This is a genomic window from Thermopolyspora sp. NPDC052614 (assembly GCF_040678635.1).
In the GTDB taxonomy this organism is placed as follows: domain Bacteria; phylum Actinomycetota; class Actinomycetes; order Streptosporangiales; family Streptosporangiaceae; genus Thermopolyspora.
The window spans coordinates 175540-193152 of the sequence record NZ_JBFATZ010000011.1; the positions used below are offsets into that span (position 1 = coordinate 175540).

Annotated in this window: 11 protein-coding genes and 1 tRNA gene; 6 read left to right on the forward strand and 6 right to left on the reverse strand. The window is 74.3% G+C overall.

The window, feature by feature from the left end:
• Window positions 1-104: 104 nt before the first annotated feature.
• Entirely contained in the window at window positions 105-581 is a 477-nt protein-coding gene (locus tag AB0K60_RS23815) for a hypothetical protein (RefSeq protein WP_364058886.1), read from the forward strand.
• On the opposite strand, the gene AB0K60_RS23820 is transcribed toward AB0K60_RS23815, so the two are convergent.
• Window positions 567-2252: a phosphodiester glycosidase family protein gene (locus AB0K60_RS23820; RefSeq protein WP_364058889.1), complete on the reverse strand. Its 1686-nt coding sequence runs from the start codon at window positions 2250-2252 to the stop codon at window positions 567-569. The two genes, AB0K60_RS23815 and AB0K60_RS23820, sit on opposite strands and share 15 nt — an antisense overlap.
• Before the next feature lie 203 nt (window positions 2253-2455).
• Between AB0K60_RS23820 and AB0K60_RS23825 the strand changes: the two genes are divergently transcribed.
• Window positions 2456-6964 carry a cation-translocating P-type ATPase gene (locus AB0K60_RS23825; RefSeq protein WP_364059155.1) on the forward strand — a complete coding sequence of 1503 codons (4509 nt, stop codon included), beginning with the start codon at window positions 2456-2458 and terminating at the stop codon, window positions 6962-6964.
• Here AB0K60_RS23825 and AB0K60_RS23830 read toward each other — a convergent pair.
• The gene (locus tag AB0K60_RS23830; RefSeq protein ID WP_364058893.1) at window positions 6959-7807 is read right to left on the reverse strand and encodes a siderophore-interacting protein; all 849 of its coding nucleotides are present in this window, start codon (window positions 7805-7807) and stop codon (window positions 6959-6961) included. The two genes, AB0K60_RS23825 and AB0K60_RS23830, sit on opposite strands and share 6 nt — an antisense overlap.
• A gap of 302 nt (window positions 7808-8109) precedes the next feature.
• Here AB0K60_RS23830 and AB0K60_RS23835 point away from each other — a divergent pair, with 302 nt between their 5' ends.
• Window positions 8110-9570, forward strand: coding sequence for a glycoside hydrolase family 16 protein (locus tag AB0K60_RS23835; RefSeq protein WP_364058896.1), 1461 nt, complete (start codon window positions 8110-8112; stop codon window positions 9568-9570).
• 209 nt (window positions 9571-9779) lie between these two features.
• A tRNA-Pro gene (locus tag AB0K60_RS23840) sits at window positions 9780-9854 on the forward strand.
• A 195-nt stretch (window positions 9855-10049) separates the two neighbouring features.
• Here the strand turns inward: AB0K60_RS23840 and AB0K60_RS23845 are convergent.
• The 3 genes from AB0K60_RS23845 to AB0K60_RS23855 all read right to left on the reverse strand — a co-directional run bounded on the left by AB0K60_RS23845 (window position 10050) and on the right by AB0K60_RS23855 (window position 13625).
• On the reverse strand, window positions 10050-10736 hold the full coding sequence (locus AB0K60_RS23845) for a GntR family transcriptional regulator (RefSeq protein WP_364058899.1): 687 nt from the start codon (window positions 10734-10736) through the stop codon (window positions 10050-10052).
• A 292-nt stretch (window positions 10737-11028) separates the two neighbouring features.
• The gene (locus AB0K60_RS23850; protein ID WP_364058902.1) at window positions 11029-12459 is read right to left on the reverse strand and encodes an NAD(P)/FAD-dependent oxidoreductase; all 1431 of its coding nucleotides are present in this window, start codon (window positions 12457-12459) and stop codon (window positions 11029-11031) included.
• Window positions 12460-12650: 191 nt separating this feature from the next.
• Window positions 12651-13625, reverse strand: a complete 975-nt coding sequence (locus AB0K60_RS23855) for an alpha/beta fold hydrolase (protein ID WP_364058905.1) — start codon at window positions 13623-13625, stop codon at window positions 12651-12653.
• A gap of 144 nt (window positions 13626-13769) precedes the next feature.
• Between AB0K60_RS23855 and AB0K60_RS23860 the strand changes: the two genes are divergently transcribed.
• Both AB0K60_RS23860 and AB0K60_RS23865 read left to right on the forward strand, forming a co-directional pair.
• Window positions 13770-15020: a sensor histidine kinase gene (locus tag AB0K60_RS23860; protein ID WP_364058908.1), complete on the forward strand. Its 1251-nt coding sequence runs from the start codon at window positions 13770-13772 to the stop codon at window positions 15018-15020.
• A complete protein-coding gene (locus AB0K60_RS23865; protein WP_364058911.1) occupies window positions 15017-15646 on the forward strand; it encodes a response regulator transcription factor in 630 nt (209 codons plus the stop codon). The genes AB0K60_RS23860 and AB0K60_RS23865 overlap by 4 nt, the downstream gene beginning before the upstream one ends.
• Window positions 15647-15670: 24 nt before the next feature.
• Here AB0K60_RS23865 and AB0K60_RS23870 read toward each other — a convergent pair whose 3' ends face one another.
• Window positions 15671-17383 carry a hypothetical protein gene (locus AB0K60_RS23870; protein ID WP_364058914.1) on the reverse strand — a complete coding sequence of 571 codons (1713 nt, stop codon included), beginning with the start codon at window positions 17381-17383 and terminating at the stop codon, window positions 15671-15673.
• Window positions 17384-17613 lie beyond the last annotated feature (230 nt).

Sequence of the window (17613 nt, forward strand, 5' to 3'; positions counted from 1 at the left end):
GTGACTAATTACGACTACTGTGAAACGCGGCCCGCCCGCCGAGCGCGAAGCGTACGGCCGGGTCGGCGAAAATGGGAGACGGGCGGCGGGCGGAGGACGGCTGCATGGCGGGACGCAAGGCCAGAATCGATCGTGAGGAACTGGGGAGGCTGGTGGCCGCGGGCTGGCCGCTCGCGGACCTCGCGGCCCACTTCGGGGTCACCGAGTCCGGCATTCTCCAGGCCAAGCGCGCGGCGGGGCTCGCCAAGCCGATGCTCGACCACACCCGGGCCATCCCGTGGAAGCTGAACCGGGCCCACTACCAGAGCGGCCCCGCCACCAACCTGCGCACCCTCTCCGCGATCGCCCAGGGCGCGGACGTCCCCCGTACGAAGATCAACACCGCGCTGCGCTGGGCCCGCCGCCTCGTCGGCGACGGCCTGGACATCGGCTACGACCCGCAGGACGGCTTCCGGGAGATCCCGGCCCCGGACGGCGGCGGGCACATCGCGGCCGTGCTGGCGCGGGCCCTCGACGCCGTGGACGACCGGCAGGCCGCGGCGGGCCCGGCCACGCCGGAAAGCACGTCAGCCGGGGCCTGAGTACGCCGGACGCCCGCCGCCCTTGCCTTCCGGGGGCGGCAGGAACAGCAGGGCGTCACCCACGCTCCGCTCTCCCTCCTCATCGGAGGGCCGGTTGTCCAGCCTCCCCCGTACGGCGAGGCTCACCGAGCCGCCGCCGTCCAGGTTGATCCCCTCCACGGCCCCGAGCTCACGCAGGAACCGCGCCCCCTCCAGAAGGCTGAGCCCGTCGCTGTAACCGGGCCGACGCCCGTCCGCGGTGACCAGGATGAGCCGATCCCACCGGTCGATCCCCACCATCACCCGCGGATTCCGCTTGATCCCCCACGTGTAGAAGAAGGCCGGATTCTCCGCATAAAGGACGCCGTCGGAGACGACGTCCACGTCAACGCGCCCATCCCGGACCAGCCACGGCCCGCCGTTCACCACGTCGGCGTCCCCGAGATCGACGGCCCGGCCGTCCTCGTCGCACACCCGCAGCCGGACGCCGAGGCGCACGCCGGGCCACGCGTACGCGGACAGCCACGCCGCGCCCTCCCCGATGCCCGCCAGCACCCGCCCCCCGTCCGGCACCGGCCCGCCGCGCGGGCGGCGCTCCACCACGCGGCCCTCGCCGTCCAGGACGACCTCGACGCCGTCGCCCTCCGGGGTGTGCCGCCCGAGCGCGGGCGTGAACAGCACGATCTCGGAGGGGTCGGTGCAGGTCACGTCGTGGCGGGGCGCCTGGGTGGGGGAGTCCCCGCCGACGCCGCCGCAGTTGCGCACCAGGCCGGGCGTCCGGTTGACCCCGTCGATCTCCCGCCGCCGCCGTCCCGCCACCACGGTCATCGCGGTGAACAGCCGGGCCACCCGCGGCCGGTCGCCGAGCAGCAGGGCCGCCCTGCCGTTGGTGGCCAGGCTCTCCACCTCGCCGTCGTACACGCCGATTCCGGCGGGCGTCCCGGTCAGGCCGTCCTCCTCGTGCAGGACGAAGTAGCCGCCGTTCACCGCGAGCGTGGCCCCCGCCGCGCGGGCCATCGACGTCGTGGTCTCCGGCAGGGCGAGGGCCCGGCCGTACGAGGCGGTGACCTCGCCCCGGTAGCGGCGCGGGTCGAGGATCGCGACCCGCACCCGGGCGCTGTGCCCGCCGCGCGGATCGACCTCCACCGGGTCCGTGCGCGTCCAGTCGGCCCCGGCCGGGTATCCGGCGCTCTTCAGCCGCCTCACCTGGGCCGCCGCCTGTGCGCGCGTGCCGTACGCGCCGACGCGCACCCGCCAGCCGAGCGGGGCGTCCCCCGCGCCCTCGTACCCCGACCAGGGCACGGCCTCCACGCGGGCGTCGAACCCGGCCGCGTGCAGGCGCAGCGCGAGCTCCGAGGCGTCCGCGCGCCCGCCCAGCTCGCCGGGCCTGTCGCCCGGCACCCGCACCGTGACCGTCCACCGGCCCGGACCGGACGGGTCGCCGAGCGTGCCCCGGTACAGGGTCAGCCCCTCGTCCAGTTCCTCGCCCGGCCAGTCCCCGATGACGGCCGGCACGCCCGGCCCGCCGACCGCCGCACGCGGCGGCGGGGCGGCCCGCGCCGGCGTCCGCGCGGGAACCAGCCCCGTGACCAGGCTCAACGCGATCAGGCCCGCCGCCCGCGTCGCCGCCGCTCCCGTCCGTCGAACCGGGCGCGAATGCCCGCGAAAGCCGTACACAGCGAACAGTTCCATCTCCCCGGGCGCGTCGGACGAACGGCGCGCCGAGCGTGTCCCACGTCGGCGTCACCGTCGGACGTGTGATCGTTACAGCGCGTGTCCTGCTGAGACTGCCCCTCCGTCGGCGGAGGAAAGCGGCGCAAACGGCTCCTTGACCCATATTTGGCACCGATCAGACCTCATCGCGAAGGCGGGAGGGGCAGAGACACGACGTGTTCATGGGTCTGATCCGCATACCGAACGTCGGCGACGTCTTGTCGGCCGCCATCCACCTCACCGTGGCGGGCACGGCCGCGCTCGCCGGCGTGCCCTCCGGCGTGGCGGGCGCAGCGCGCAGGGTCCCCAGAACCGTGCGGGAGTGCTTCGGCTACACGCGACGCGTCTGGAGGTACGAGGGGCGCGTGCACATCGGCCTGCGCTCGGCCGCCACCATGACCCCCGAGCGCGCCGAGGCGATCGAGTCCGCGTTGTCCGCGCACCCCCGCGTCGAATGGGCCTGCGTCAACGCGCCGCTCGGCCGGGTGATCGCGAGCGTGCGCGACCCCGCCCCGGACCCCGCCGAACTGATCGAGATCCTGGAGAAGGCGGACGCCCCGGCGCAGGACGACACGGCCGCGGAGCCGCGCCCGCCCGTCCCTCCTCAGCTCATGCTCGCCGCCGACGCCCTCGGCCTCGCGGTGACGGCGCTCGAACGCGTCGTCGGCCGGGCGCCGCTGCCCGCCGAGGTGGCCGCGGCGGTGTCGCTCGCCGAGACCGCGCCGCCGCTGCGCCGCGTCGTGGCCGCCGCCGTGCCCGAGCATCTGCTGCCGCTGCTGACCGCCGCCGCCCAGGCCCTCGTCCCGGGCGGCGCCGGGCTCGCCGCCGACGTCCCCGGGCGGCTGGTGCAGTGGCGCGAGCGGCGGGCCGTGCAGGCGGCCTGGCGACGCCGCGAACCCGAGCTGTGCGGCACGCCGGAGCGGGCCCGGGCCGTGGCCGGGCGCCGCGAGGTCCGCGTCCGCCCGCTGCCGAAGGGACCGCTGGAACGGCACGCCGACCAGGCGCTCACCGCCGCCGCCGGGGGCACGGCCGCGGGCCTGCTCAGCGGCAGCCTGCGCCGAGGATTCCAGGTGGGCCTCGCGGCGGTGCCGAAGGCGGCGTCGTGGGCGCGGGAGGGCTTCGCCGCCGAACTGGCCACCCGGCTGGCCCGGCACGGCGCCGTCGTCACCGACCCCGCGCGGCTGCGCCTGCTCGACCGCGTCGACCTCGTGATCGCCGACACCGAGGTCGTGCTGTCCGCCGAGCCGTCGATCGGAGAGGTCGTGCCCACGCCGGACGCCGACCCGGAACGGGTGGCCGAGCGCGTCTACGCGCTGTTCGACGCCTCGGCGTACCGCGCCTGGACACACGGGCCGGCCGCGCAGCGGGCGAACGGACGCGGCGCCCCCGCCGGTCCGGCGGGCCACCGCGACGGCGACGCCGCGCCAGAGGAACCGGGCAACCCGCCGGTGCTGCGCGACGGCGACGGATGGTCGCTGGGCCCGATCGACCGGCTCACCCTGCGCGGACGCACCGGCAAGCGGGAGCGCCGCCGGATCGACGAGAGCGCCGCCGTCCTCGTGCTCGGGCTCGCCGAGGGGGAGCGGCTGCGGGCCGTCGTCTCGGTCGTCCGCCGCCCCGAGGAGCGGGCGCACGCCCTGGTGACGGCCGCCCGGCGCGCCGGGCTCAGGTTCGTGCTCGCCGGGGACCGCGTGGACCTGCCCGGCGACCCGGTGGAGACCGTGCCCGGCGGCGAACGCCTCGCCGCGTCGGTGCGCGAGGCGCAGGACGCCGGCGCGACCGTGCTGCTGATCTCCCGCGACGGCGCGGCCCTCGGCGCCGCCGACATCGGCGTGGGCGTGGGCGCGGCGGACCGCCCGCCGCCGTGGGGGGCGCACGTCATCGGCGGCCACGACCCGCTGGCCACCGCCGTCGCGATCGTGACGGCGGCGGCGTACGCGCGCCGGGCGGGCGAACGCGGGGTGACGCTGGCCCGCGCGGGCAGCGGCGTGGGGGCGCTGCTCGCGCTGACCGGCCCGAGCCACCGCGCGGCCGGGCACGCCCAGGCGGCCGTGTCCGGGGTGGCCGTGCTGGCGCTGGCGTACGGCGTCTGGCAGGCCCGCCAGGCCATGCGGGTCCCGCCCGCGCCGCCGCCGTCCACCACGCCCTGGCACGCCATGCCGGTCCCGGCCGTGCTCCGCGAGCTCGGCACCACCGAGCGGGGGCTGAGCGAGGCCGCGGCCCGGCGGCGCGCCCGGCCGGAGACGATCCTGACGCCCGACCGTCCCGGCCTTCCGCGCGCCGTCGCCGCCGAGCTCGCCAACCCGCTGACGCCGGTGCTCGCCGTCGGCGCGATCGGCTCGGCCGTGGTCGGCTCGCTCGCCGACGCCCTGCTGATCAGCCTGGTGATCGGGTCCTCCTCGCTCGTCGGGGGAGCGCAGCGGGTCGCCACCGACCGCACCGTCGCCGAGATGGCCGTCCGGTCCACCCCGGTCGCCCTGGTGCGGCGGGACGGCAGGGAACGCCACATCGAGGCCACCGGCCTGGTGCGCGGCGACGTGATCGTGCTGCGCTCCGGGGACGTGGTGCCGGCCGACTGCCGCATCGTCGCGGCCGAGGGGCTGGAGGCCGACGAGTCCTCGCTCACCGGCGAGTCGCTGCCGGTCGCCAAGACCGAGCGGCCGGTGCTCGCCCGGCAGGTCGCGGACCGGCGGTCGATGCTGTACGAGGGCACGGTCGTCGCCGCGGGGGAGGCGGTCGCCGTCGTGGTGGCCGTCGGCGCGGCGACCGAGACGGGCCGGGCCCTGGCCGCCGCGGCGGGCACGGCCCCGGAGACCGGGGTGGAGGCGAGGCTGGCCACGATCACCCGCGCGACCACCCCGGTCGCCCTCGGGGCCGCGCTGGTGTCCGCGCTGTCGGGGGTGGTCCGGGGGCACCCGCTGCGGCGCAACCTCGGGGCGGCGATCAGCCTGGCGGTCGCCGCGGTGCCCGAAGGGCTGCCGCTGCTGGTCAGCGCCGCGCAGCTCGCCGCCACCCGCCGCCTCGCCGCGCGCGGCGTGCACGCCCGCCACCCGCGCACCATCGAGGCCCTGGGCCGGGTGAACGTGCTGTGCTTCGACAAGACCGGCACCCTCACCGAGGGCGGCATCCGGCTCACCCACGTCGCCGACGCCCGGCACGGCCGGCCCCTGAGCGGTCTCGACGACCGGCTCCGGCGGGTCCTGGAGATCGCGCTGCGCGCCACGCCGGAGGCGGACGACGAGAACGGCCACCGCCATCTCACCGACGCCGCCGTGGCCGAGGGCGCGGCGAGCGCCGGGGTCGGCCGGGGAGAGTGGGAGCGGCTGGTGGAGATCCCGTTCGAGCCGTCGCGCGGGTTCCACGCCTGCCTCGGGCGGGAGGGGCGGCGCACCGTCGTGTGCGTCAAGGGCGCCCCGGAGATCGTGCTGCCGCGGTGCCGCACCGCCGGGTCGGGGCGGAAGGGCGGCGTGGACATCGCCGCCGTCGAGGCGGCGGTCGAGCGGCTGGCCTCGACGGGGCACCGGGTGCTCGCGGTGGCCGAGGGGACCGCGCCGGACGCCGTCGAGGACACGGCCGCGGTCGAGCGGCTCGCGGAGGGCGCGGCGGGGGACCTGACGTTCGTCGGGCTGCTCGGTCTCGCGGACGTGGTGCGCGACGCCGCCGCCCCGGCGATCGCCCGGCTCAACGACGCCGGAGTGCAGATCGTCATGCTCACCGGCGACCACCCCAGCACGGCGGGGGCGATCGCCGCGCACGTCACCGGCAGGGACGCCGGGCACCGGATCCTCACCGGCACCGAGATCGACGAGCTCCCCGACGAGGAGCTCGACCGGGTCCTGCCCACCGCCGACGTGGTCGCCAGGTGCACGCCCGCGCACAAGGTCAGGGTGGTGCAGTCCTTCCAGCGCACCGGCCGGGTGGTGGCGATGACCGGGGACGGGGCCAACGACGCGGCCGGCATCCGGCTCGCCGACGTCGGCATCGCGCTCGGCGGCGGCACCCGCGCCGCGCAGGCGGCGGCCGACCTGGTGGTCGCCGACGACCGGCTGGAGACCATCATCTCGGCGCTGGTCGAGGGGCGGGCCATGTGGGCCTCGGTACGCGAGGCCCTCGCCATCCTCGTGGGCGGCAACCTCGGGGAGATCGCCTTCACCCTGTTCGGGGCGCTCGCCGGGGGCCGGGCGCCGCTGTCGGCGCGGCAACTGCTGCTGGTCAACCTGCTCACCGACCTGGCGCCCGCGCTGGCGATAGCCGTACGGGCGCCGTCGAAGGAGGCGGCGGCGACGCTGCTGGGCGAGGGGCCCGAGACCTCCCTCGGCAGCGCCCTCACCCGGGACATCACCGCCCGCGCCGCCGTCACCACCGTCGGCGCGGGCCTCGCGTGGATCGCCGCCCGCCTCACCGGCCCCGACGCGCGGGCCCGCACCATCGGCCTGGTGGCCCTGGTCGGCACCCAGCTCGCGCAGACGCTGGCCGCGGGCGGCGGGGACCGGCCGGTGCTGCTCAGCGCGCTCGGCTCCGCCGCCGTCCTCGCCGCAGTCGTCCAGATCCCGCCGCTCAGTTTCTTCTTCGGGTGCGTCCCGCTGGATCCCCTCGGGTGGGCCACCGCGCTGGCCGCCATCGCCGCGGCCATGCTCGGCTCCCGGCTGCTCCCCCGCCTCATCGACGGCAGGCCCGCCGGGCCGTCATGAGGCGAGGGCCGCCGCCTCCTCCTCTTCCACGCGCTGGTTCCATTCGCGCTTGCCGGCCTGCCAGCCGTCCTCGTCGGTGCCGCGGCGCCAGTAGCCGGAGATCGACAGGCGGTCCAGGGGAAGGCCGCGTTCGACGCGCAGGTGCCGGCGCAGCTCCTTGACGAAGCCGGCCTCCCCGTGCACGAAGACGTGCGGGAGGCCGGGCGGGAACTCGAGCTCGCGGACGGCCTTGACGAGCTTGTCGCCGACCTGGCCGCCGTCGCGGTGCAGCCACATGATCCGCGCGTCGGCGGCCGTGTCGAGGTCGATCTCCTCGCCGGGGCCGGAGACCTCGACGAACACGTCGGCGTGCGCGGCCCGGGGGAGGCGCTCCAGCGCGGCCGCGATCGCGGGCAGCGCGCTCTCGTCGCCGGCCAGCAGGTGCCAGGGCGCCTCGGGGTCGGGGGAGTACGCGCCGCCGGGGCCGAAGAACCACAGGACGTCCCCCGGCACGGCCCCGGCAGCCCACGGGCCGGCGACGCCCTCGTCGCCGTGGTGCACGAAGTCGATCGTCAGCTCCAGGGTCCGGGGATCCCAGCGGCGCACGGTGTAGGTGCGGCTTCGGGGCCACTGCTCCCGGGGCAGGTCGCGGCGGATCGCCTCAAGGTCGAACGGCTCGGGGTAGGCCACGCCCGGGGGCGGGAACTGGATTTTGATGTAGTGATCGGTGTGCTCGCCCGCGCCGAACTCCTTCAGGCCGTCCCCGCCGACCACGACGCGGATCAGGTGGGGGGTGAGGCGCTCGGTCCGCCGTACCTCGCCTCGATACGCTCTGCGCACCCTGCGCGCTGGTCTCTCCGCCATTCGACCTCCCCGAACGGTGTTACTTAGGACACCCTAAGTCGTCCTTGGACCATTCCATACACCCGGGGCATGTGAGAGCGCTCTCTTTTCTGGCGAGAAACTTTTCCTCGCTGTTGACAGCGGATTTACACGGCTCTAACGTCAGCGGTTGAGAGAGCGTTCCCCGGATCTCTCCCGGGTGCGGGAGCGGGGGACGCGCCTCGGCGACGCGTCGACCTCGGGCGGACATACGCGCGGACACGGCCGCCCCGTGTCCCGCCGTGCCCGGCCTCCTTCACCCCCCATCCAGAGAGGTCCCTCGCATGCGTGTCCCCGACGAACCCCCGGTCACGCCCCCAGCCGAACCGTCGGCACCACCCCTGTCAGCACCACCCCTGTCAGCACCACCACGGCGCCGCCGCCGTACCCTGTTCGCCGTCCTGGCCGCCGCGGTCACCGCGTTCGCGTCCTTCTCGGTCACCGCCGCGCCCGCCGAGGCGTCCGTCCCGTCGGTTCCCGGCTGGTCGCTGGTGTGGTCGGACGACTTCGACGGCCCGGCGGGCAGCCTGCCGTCGTCCGGCAACTGGATCATCGACACCGGCCACAGCTACCCGGGCGGCCCCGGGAACTGGGGCACCGGCGAGATCCAGAGATACACCGCCGACCCCGCCAACGTCAGCCTCGACGGCGCGGGCAACCTGCGCATCACCCCCCTGCGCAGCGGGTCCGGCGAGTGGACCTCGGCCCGCATCGAGACCCGCCGCGCCGACTTCAAGCCCGCCCCCGGCCGGATCCTGCGCATCGAGGCCCGCGTCCAGATGCCGAACGTGACCGGCAACGCCGCGCTCGGCTACTGGCCGGCGTTCTGGGCGCTGGGCGCGCCGTACCGGGGCAACTACTGGAACTGGCCGGGCATCGGCGAGTTCGACATCATGGAGAACGTCAACGGCCTCAACACGGTGTGGGGCGTGCTGCACTGCGGCGTGGCCCCCCAGGGCCCGTGCAACGAGTACGAAGGGCTCGGTGCGAACCGCGCCTGCCCCGGCGCGAGCTGCCAGTCGGCGATGCACACCTACCGGTTCGAGTGGGACACCTCGGTCAGCCCCAACCAACTGCGCTGGTACGTCGACGGCCAGCAGTTCCACAGCCTCAGCCAGAACCGGTTCGACGCCGCCACCTGGTCGAACATGACCGGCCACGCCGGATACTTCCTGCTGCTCAACGTCGCCATGGGCGGGTCCTTCCCCAACGCGCTCGCCGGCAGCACCCCGACCGCGGCGACCGTGCCCGGTCACCCGATGGTGGTCGACTACGTGGCGGTCTGGCAGAGCGGCTCCGGCCCGACGCCCGACCCCGACCCGAACCCGGACGGCTTCGACGCCCGCTCGACCATCCAGGCCGAGGCGCACTCGGCCCAGCAGGGCACCTTCAGCGAGGACACCACCGACACCGGCGGCGGCCGCAACATCGGCGGCATCGCCAACGGCGACTGGCTGCGCTTCGACAACGTGAGATTCGGCTCCACGCCGGTCACGCAGTTCGTCGCCCGCGTCGCATCGGGCGCGGGCGCCGGCATCAGCGGCCTGGTCCAGGTACGGCTCGACAGCCCGACGGCCACACCCATCGGCGACTTCGCCATCGCCAACACCGGAGGCTGGCAGAGCTGGCGCACGGTCCCGGCCAACATCGCGCCGACGACCGGCACCCACACCGTCTACATCACCTTCTCCAGCGGCCAGCCGGCCGACTTCGTCAACATCAACTGGTTCACCTTCGGCAACTGACCATCGTTTCCACCCTCCGGAACCCGGCCGATCCTCTCACCCCCCGGGATCGGCCGGCCTCCTTGCCGGCCCGCGCGCGACCCACCCTCCCGTCGCGCGCGGGCCGGGCGCGCGGCGGCGTCGCCGCCGGACACGCGGGTCCGCCGCCCGTGGTAATGTTTCCTCACGAGCACGAAGTGCTCCGAAGTTGGGGGCCATCCCCAATAAAACGGGACGTAGCGCAGCTTGGTTAGCGCACTAGACTGGGGGTCTAGGGGTCGCGAGTTCGAATCTCGCCGTCCCGACAGAGCTTGAAGGCCGGCCGCGAAATGAAGCGGTCGGCCTTCGTCGTTACCGCATGTCATCCCGTAAGCGCGGTGCATTGCCGGGAATTGCGCCGGGCGAATACCGGGAACATGGGGACCGCCGCCGATCGGCCGCCGCGGCGATGCTTCCGTACGTGATTTCGGCGTCGCCGGCGGACTGCGCTCGGACGGCGGTCAGGAGGCCGGGCGGGCCTGGCGCGGCGCGGGCTCGGCGGCGGCCGCCGGACCCGGGACGTGCCCCGCCTCCTGACGGGCGATCAGGTGGCGGCGCTGGAGCAGGACGGCCATCTCGGCGTCGCCGTCGAGCACGGCGCGGATCACCGCGGCGTGCTCGTTCCACGAGATCGTGGGCACCGCCGGCGTACCGCCGCGCAACTGCAGGGCCTGGTTGCGCACGGACCGGAGCAGGTCGCCGAGGATCTTCGAGCCGGTTCCCGTGACGAGCAGCTCATGGAGCTCGGCGTTGAGCCGGCCGAGCGCGGCCGAGTCCTCGATCGCGGCCGCACGGTCGCCCGCCTCGAGCATCCGCCGCAGCGCGGCCAGCGTGTCGGGGTCACGCCGCTCGGTGAGCTTGCGGACGGCGATCAGTTCGAGGGAGAGGCGGACCTCCAGGATCGTGGCCTGCTCCTCGGCGTCGAACTGCACCACGCGTACGCCACGGCGCGGGATCGTCTGCACCAGCCCTTCGGCCTCCAGACGCCGGAAGGCCTCGCGCACCGGCAGCCGGGAGACGCCCAGGCGGATCGACATCGCGCCTTCGGCGAGTTTGGCCCCGGGCGCGAGCGTGCCGTCGAGAATCCAGCGCCGAAGCTGGTCGGCCACCTCGTCACGGAGCGTGCGATGTGTCTCGCCGATGGACAACCGTCCCGTCCTCCCGTCGAATACCAAGAGTGAATACAATATGTGCGGCCCGTGGCGGTGCCGCGCGACCCCGCCGGAGAACGCTCTCTTGCCGGATCCGCCTTGCCCGCCGGGCTTGGCGAATCCATCATGCCAGCATTCCGCCGTCTTTAGGGTGGCGGGGCGATCTCTATTAAAACGTTCCTTGGATACAATATCCAGTGAAGTCACTCGCCGTTTGCCGACAATCGAATGCTTGGACGCGCCGCGCGACCCTTTTGTTCGCCGACCTTGTGCGCGCTTGTTCGGGCTGTCAGAGGCCGTACGCCTCAAGAAGCCTGAGCCAGATCTCGCTGACCGTCGGGAACGACGGCACCGCGTGCCACAGCCGGTCGAGGGTGACCTCCGCGGTGACCGCGATCGTCGCCGCGTGCAGCAGCTCCCCGACGGCGGGCCCGGCGAAGGTGACCCCGAGCAGCACGCGCCGCTCCTCGTCCACCACCGCCTTGGCCCGGCCGGTGTACCCGTCGCCCAGCAGGTAGGCCCCGGACACCGCGCCGATGTCGTACTCGACGACGCGCACGGGGAACCCCTCGGCGCGGGCCCGCTCCTCGGTGCGCCCGACCGCGCACACCTGCGGGTCGGTGAAGACCACCTGGGGCGCGCCGACCGCGTCGGCGGTGGCGCGCAGCGCGGGCGCGTCGTCGGGCAGCCCCTTCGCCCGCGCCACGATCACGTCCCCGCACACCCGCGCCTGGTACTTGCCCATGTGGGTGAGCAGGTTGCGCCCGTTGACGTCGCCCACCGCGTACAGCCAGCCCTCGGGCACGGCCGTCACCCGCATGCTGTCGTCCACCTCCAGCGGCCCGCCGGGCGTCAGCCCCACCGTCTCCAGGCCGATGTCGCGCACCCCGAGCTCGCGCCCGGCCGCCACGAGGATCTCGTCGGCCTCCACGACCGAGCCGTCGTCGAGGTGGACCGTCACCGGACCGCCGGGCACGGGCCGCTCGACCCGCGCGGCCGAGCGCCCGAAGCGCACGTCGATCCCGGCCGAGCGCAGCGACGCGGCGACCATCTCGCCCGCGAACGGCTCGACCCGCTCGAGCAGCCGCCGCCCGCGCACGAGCATGACCGTCTCCTCGGCCCCGAGAAAGTGCATCGCCTGCGCCATCTCGCAGGCCACCACCCCGCCGCCGATCACCACCAGCCGCCGGGGCACGTGCCGCGCCGTGGTCGCCTCCCGGTTCGTCCACGGTTCGGCCTCCCGCAGCCCCGGTACGGCGGGCACGGCGGGCCTGCTGCCCGTCGCGATCGCCACCGCGTGCCGGGCGACCAGCGTGCGGGTGCCGCCGTCGGGGGTGGCCACCTCGACCCGGCGCGGCCCGGCGAGCCTGCCGTGCCCGCGCACGAACGTCGCCGGCACGCCGTTGATCCACCTCACCTGGCCGGAGTCGTCCAGGTTGGCGATGGCCTCGTCGCGGCGGGCGAGCACGGCCGCCGCGTCGACCGGCCCGAGCGGCCCCAGGCCCGGCACGCGTCCCACCTCGGCGGCGAGCTCCATGGGCCGCAGCAGCGCCTTGCTCGGGATGCACGCGTAGTAGGAGCACTCGCCGCCCGCGAGATGCTCCTCGACGATCGCGGTGCTCAGCCCGCCCGCGACCGCCCGGCCGACGATGTTCTCCCCGGCGGGTCCCGCGCCGATCACGATCACGTCAAAGGAATCCGGCTCGTCCGGCACGGTCACCTCCACCTCGTCACGCCCCGGAGGGCTCGCACGGTGCGAGCCATCCTCGCACGGACGGCGCGACGGCACGGAGCAGGCACGCCCGGCGGAAAAACGCAGAACATCCGGGTACGCGAAGAGCGCCAGGGTAAGGACGGCGCGAACCGCCGATGGTCCCCCGGCGTTAACACGGGCGTTACTCCGCCGATTTCCTATCTCGGCGCCAGCCCGTGCAGGATGTCGATGATCTGCCGCCAACCGTCGCCGGTGGCGTAGTGCCCGGTGCGGACGTCGCGAACCGCGAAACGGTTGCGCGGCGTGAGCCGATCCGCCTCCCTGATCATCCTGTTCTGCAGGGCGAGCGGAATCGACGTGTCCAGGGTGTGGCGGATGTAGGTGCGCGGCACCCGCCCCCAGGTCTCCTTGTGCCCACGCCCGTCCTCGCTGGAGACCGTCAGCGACTCGTCCGGCAGCAGGCCGTTGAGCATGGCCATCAGCTCGCGTTCGCCCTGCGGTCCGTCCTCGGCGATGTTGGCCGCGCGCACCGCGGCGAGGAATTTCGGGTCCGCCGTGCGCCAGTTGAACCGCACCGCGCCGAGCCTGGCCGGGTCCCCGACGACGCCCGTGGCGAGCGCCGGGTCGAGGAGGAGGCTGGTGCGCCCCTCGGGCGTCGCCAGGTAGTCGACGGCGCTGCGCAGGTCCACGCAGCAGAACGCCGAGTCGTAGACGAGGTGGTCGATGAGGTCGGGCACCTCGTTGGCGGTCCTGCTGAGCGTGACCCCGCCCATGCTGCCGCCGACGGCCACCACCGGCCCGTTCTTCGCGGCCCGCCGGATCGTTGTGACGGCCGCGTCGACGTAGTCGTCCAGCCCGATGCCCTTCATCGGCGACGGCGCGGACGCCAGGGCGGCCAGGTCCTGCGGCGCCTGGTAGGCGCGGTGGTACTGGCCGACCGGGTCGTGGCCGGGAAGCTCGACGGCGACGGCCCGATGCCCGCGCAGCATCAGCTCGTAGTATCCGCCCGCGCCGGCGCCGCCGCTCGCGCCCACCACGAACACGAACGTGGTCACCGGTCTGCGGGCCGTCCGCGTGGCCACCCCGCCGGTGGCCGCCACGCCGGTGGCCGCCACGCCCCCGGCCATCGCGCTCAGCTTCAGCGCGGTTCGTCGGCTGTGCTCCATCTCCATGTGAGATCGCCTCCTGTTCGTTCCACGGCCAGCGTCGCGTGGACCCCCCGTCCGCGGATCGCCCCGTCGGCTCGCCGTACGGTGGAATCTCCTCAGCCGATCGGTGGATGCCGGGCGTCCGCGGGCGGCGGGCATACTCGCCGCATGAGCGCTCCGCAGGACGGGCCCGAGGTGGGCGGCGCCGGGTTCGCGGCGACGGATCCCCGGGCCAGAAGGTTCTTCGTCGCCCTCGCGTACGGCGTGCTCGGACTGTCCACGGTCGTCGTCCTGGTCTTCGACGAGGCCGCGGCGGCCCGTCCCGCGCACGTCCTCGGCCTGGTCGCCGCGGCCGCGGCCTGGACGCCGCTGCTCGGCCTCGTCGCCGGCCGCCCGTTGCCGTCCCTCGTCTACTTCGCCGGGCTGCTCGCGGTGTCCGCCGCGCTGGGCGCGGTGAGCACGCTGTTCGCCCTGTTCGCCTCGATCGGCTACCCGCTGGCGTTCGCCCTGTTCTCGTCGCGGTGGAGCGTGATCGCGGTGATGGTCACGGCGATCGTCAACGTCGTCGCGCAGAACGACGGCGGCGGGGCCGCGATGCACGCGCCGCTGCTCGCCCTGGCCCTGCCGCTGGTGCTCGCCGGCTGGCTCGTGGGGGCGGAGAGCGAGCGGCGCAAGGACCTGGTCGCCGAGCTGAGCGCCGCCAACGCGCGGCTGGAGGACGCGCTGGCGGAGAACGCCGCGCTGCAGGCGCGGCTGGTGGAGCAGGCCCGCGAGGCCGGGGTGCTCGACGAGCGGCAGCGCCTGGCCAGGGAGATCCACGACACGATCGCGCAGGGACTGATCGCGGTCATCACCCAGGTGCGCGCGGCGGTCGCGTCGCCGCCCGGCTCCGGGCGGGCCCGGCGGCATCTGGAGATCGTCGAGTCGCTGGCCCGGCAGGCGCTCGGCGAGGCGCGACGGTCGGTCCAGGCGCTGCGCCCCGCGGCGTTGGAGCGCTCCCGCCTGCCCGACGCCCTGTCCGACATGGCGGAACGCTGGTCGGCGGCCTCGGGCGTGCCGATCGCGGTCGAGGTCACCGGCGACGCCCGCGCCCTGGCCACGAACGTCGAGGTCGCCCTGTTCCGCGTCGCCCAGGAGGCGCTGGCCAACGTGGCCAAGCACGCCGGCGCGGCACGGGCCGGGCTGACCCTGTCGTACCTGGACGACGTGGTGCTCCTGGACGTCCGCGACGACGGCGTCGGCTTCGACCCCGGTCACGCCCCCGCGGAGGGGTTCGGGCTCGTCTCGATGCGGGAGCGGGTGCGGGAGGTGGGGGGCACACTGGAGATCGAGAGCGGTTCCGGCCAGGGCACGGCCGTGGCGGTGTGCGTCCCCGCCGCCGGGGACGGCCGGACCGGCGGGGGCGGGGAGGCGGAGTGAGCGAATCCATCCGGGTGCTGATCGTGGACGACCATCCGATCGTCCGGGACGGCCTGCGGGCCGCGTTCGACGCGGCGGGCGACCTGGAGGTGGTCGGGGAGGCGGCCGACGGCGTCGAGGCGGTGGCGTGGGCGCGCAGGGCCACGATCGACGTGGCGCTGATGGACCTGCGCATGCCCCGCATGGACGGCGTGTCCGCGATCCGCGAGCTTCAGCGGGCCAGCCCGGCCACCCGCGTGCTGGTGCTGACCACGTTCGACACCGACTCCGACGTGCTGCCCGCCATCGAGGCCGGCGCCACCGGCTATCTGCTGAAGGACGCGCCCGCCGAGGAGCTGCTGCGGGCCGTCCGCGCGGCCCATCGCGGCGAGCCGGTCCTGTCCCCGTCGGTCGCCGGCCGCCTCATCGGCCAGGTGCGCAGGCCGGCGCGCGGCGTCCTCAGCCCGCGCGAGCTGCAGGTGCTCCGCCTGGTCGCCGACGGCGCCACCAACCGGGAGGCCGCCGCGAACCTGTTCATCAGCGAGGCCAGCGTCAAGACCCACCTGCTGCACGTGTACGCCAAGCTCGACGTGCGCGACCGCGCCTCCGCCGTGGCCGAGGCCTACCGCCGCGGCCTGCTCGGGTGAGCGCCGCCGCGCGCCGCGCGTACGTCAGCGCGGAGGCGCCTCGACGACCAGACCGGCGTTGAGCAGCTCCTTCTCCCGGGATCCGAGCTCCTCCATCGCCGCGCGCGGGCTCGGCCCGGACGCGGCGATCATGCCCCATCGGCCGGGGATGGCGGTCAGGACGCGGAAGCGCCGGGGATCCTCGGCGACCTGGCGCTCGCGCAGCACCCCGAGCGGGGCGCGCGGGATCACGACCTTGGTGGCGGCGTAGGCGGTCCGCCGGCCGTCGCGGACCGTGTCCAGGAACAGCCGCAGATACTCCGCCCCGTGGGAGGACAGGTTGGGGTCCTGCATGACGGTGAACAGGCGCCCTCCGAACGCGCCGCCGACGGTGCCCACGGCGAAGTCGAACCCGGCGGTCACCAGGCTGTGGCCGTTCTCGGTGAACGCGGCGTACAGCTCGCGCAGCATGGTGGTGATGGCGGCGTACTCGGCCGGGCCGACGCCGACCTCGTGGCAGGCGGCGGCGTCGAAGTAGAGGTTGCCCTGCCATGAGGTGCCGTTGGTGAACTGCAGGGTGAGCCCGTCGGCGACGTGGCCGTAGCGGACATGGCCGGAAGGGGCCAGCGTGAACGTGGTGCCGGACACCGTGGCGGTCAGGTAGGAGAACTGGGGCTCCAGGATGTACTGCCCGCCGGTGCGCCGGGCGGCCTCGGCGAGCCGGTCGAGCGCGGCGTCGTCGCCGAGCCGTACGTCGCGGACGATGCGGGCTCCGGCGCCCCCCTCGGACGGTTTGAAGCAGCCGCGGGTCAGGCCGTAGCGGTCGGCCAGCAACCGCGCGGCCAGCCGTATCTCGTCGCCGATGTCGGCGCCGGCGCGATCGGGATCGCCGACGGTATATCCCGGCAGAACCGGGCATTCGATGTGGAGTTTGCGCGCAATCGGAGAAATGCATATCTCATCGCGCAACGTCTTTTCCGGATCATCGCCGACGGTGAGCCGGGCGGCCTCCGTGGCCAACGGGTGCAATGGGGCCTTTGTGTTCCAATAATCGGCGACCTCCGGGCTGTTGGCATCGGTGAGGAGAAAATCGAGCCCGGCCTGCCGCTTCAGATACAGCAGCACCATTTGAATCTCGCGGTCCAGCGCGTACAACCGGATCAAGGTGTGCGGCCGGTCGGTGAGGACGCGCACCAGTCGGCGCAGCGGCGCGGGGTCCTCGCCGCCATTCGCGGCGAGATCGAGAATCGCGTGGGACAGATAGTAGAAATCGATTCCGGGAATGGCGACGGCCTCCACGCCCGCCAGGCGCGCGGCCACCGCCCAGGGGTGGGTGCGGCCGACGACCACGTCGCCCGGCCCGGCCAGGCTGACCGCCCGCGCCTCGACGTACGTGGCGACGTCGTCGGCGACGCGGCCGTTCATCGCGTCGCTGAGGTCGGCCTCGACGCTCTTCAGCACCGGGGTGGCCGAATGCAGGATGATCGACGGCGTGGGCGTTCCGTCGGAGACGTAGGGGCGCAGGCCGGAGGCGGCGGCCGCGGGGACGTCGTCCAGGTCGATGCCGAGCAATTGCCGGCATATCTCCCGCAGGCGATCCGGAGAAAGGACCCGCGGGCCGGTGTAGAAGCCCTCCCAGCGGAAGGTCCTGCCGTCGCGGAACACGACGTCCCAGCTGCCCGGGGTGTCTGGATTGTCCCCTGTCCCGGGCGCGCCGGCTCGCAGGCAGGTGTAGTCCGGGGATGCGGAGATTGCCATGAGTTCACCTCATCAGCCTGTGCCGTGCGAGCAAAGGGGCGACGCCAATATGATCACGTGCGCACCCCAGGGGCAACATCTTGGCAGCATGCGGCCAGGGGCGCGGAAGCCACGCCGTTTGTTCACCACCGAATTCCCCATTAGGGTGCCCAATAAATTCTTTTAGATGGCTAATGATCCCATGTATTAGTGTATGAGAATGGGATCGGATTCCGACATCCCACGTCGAG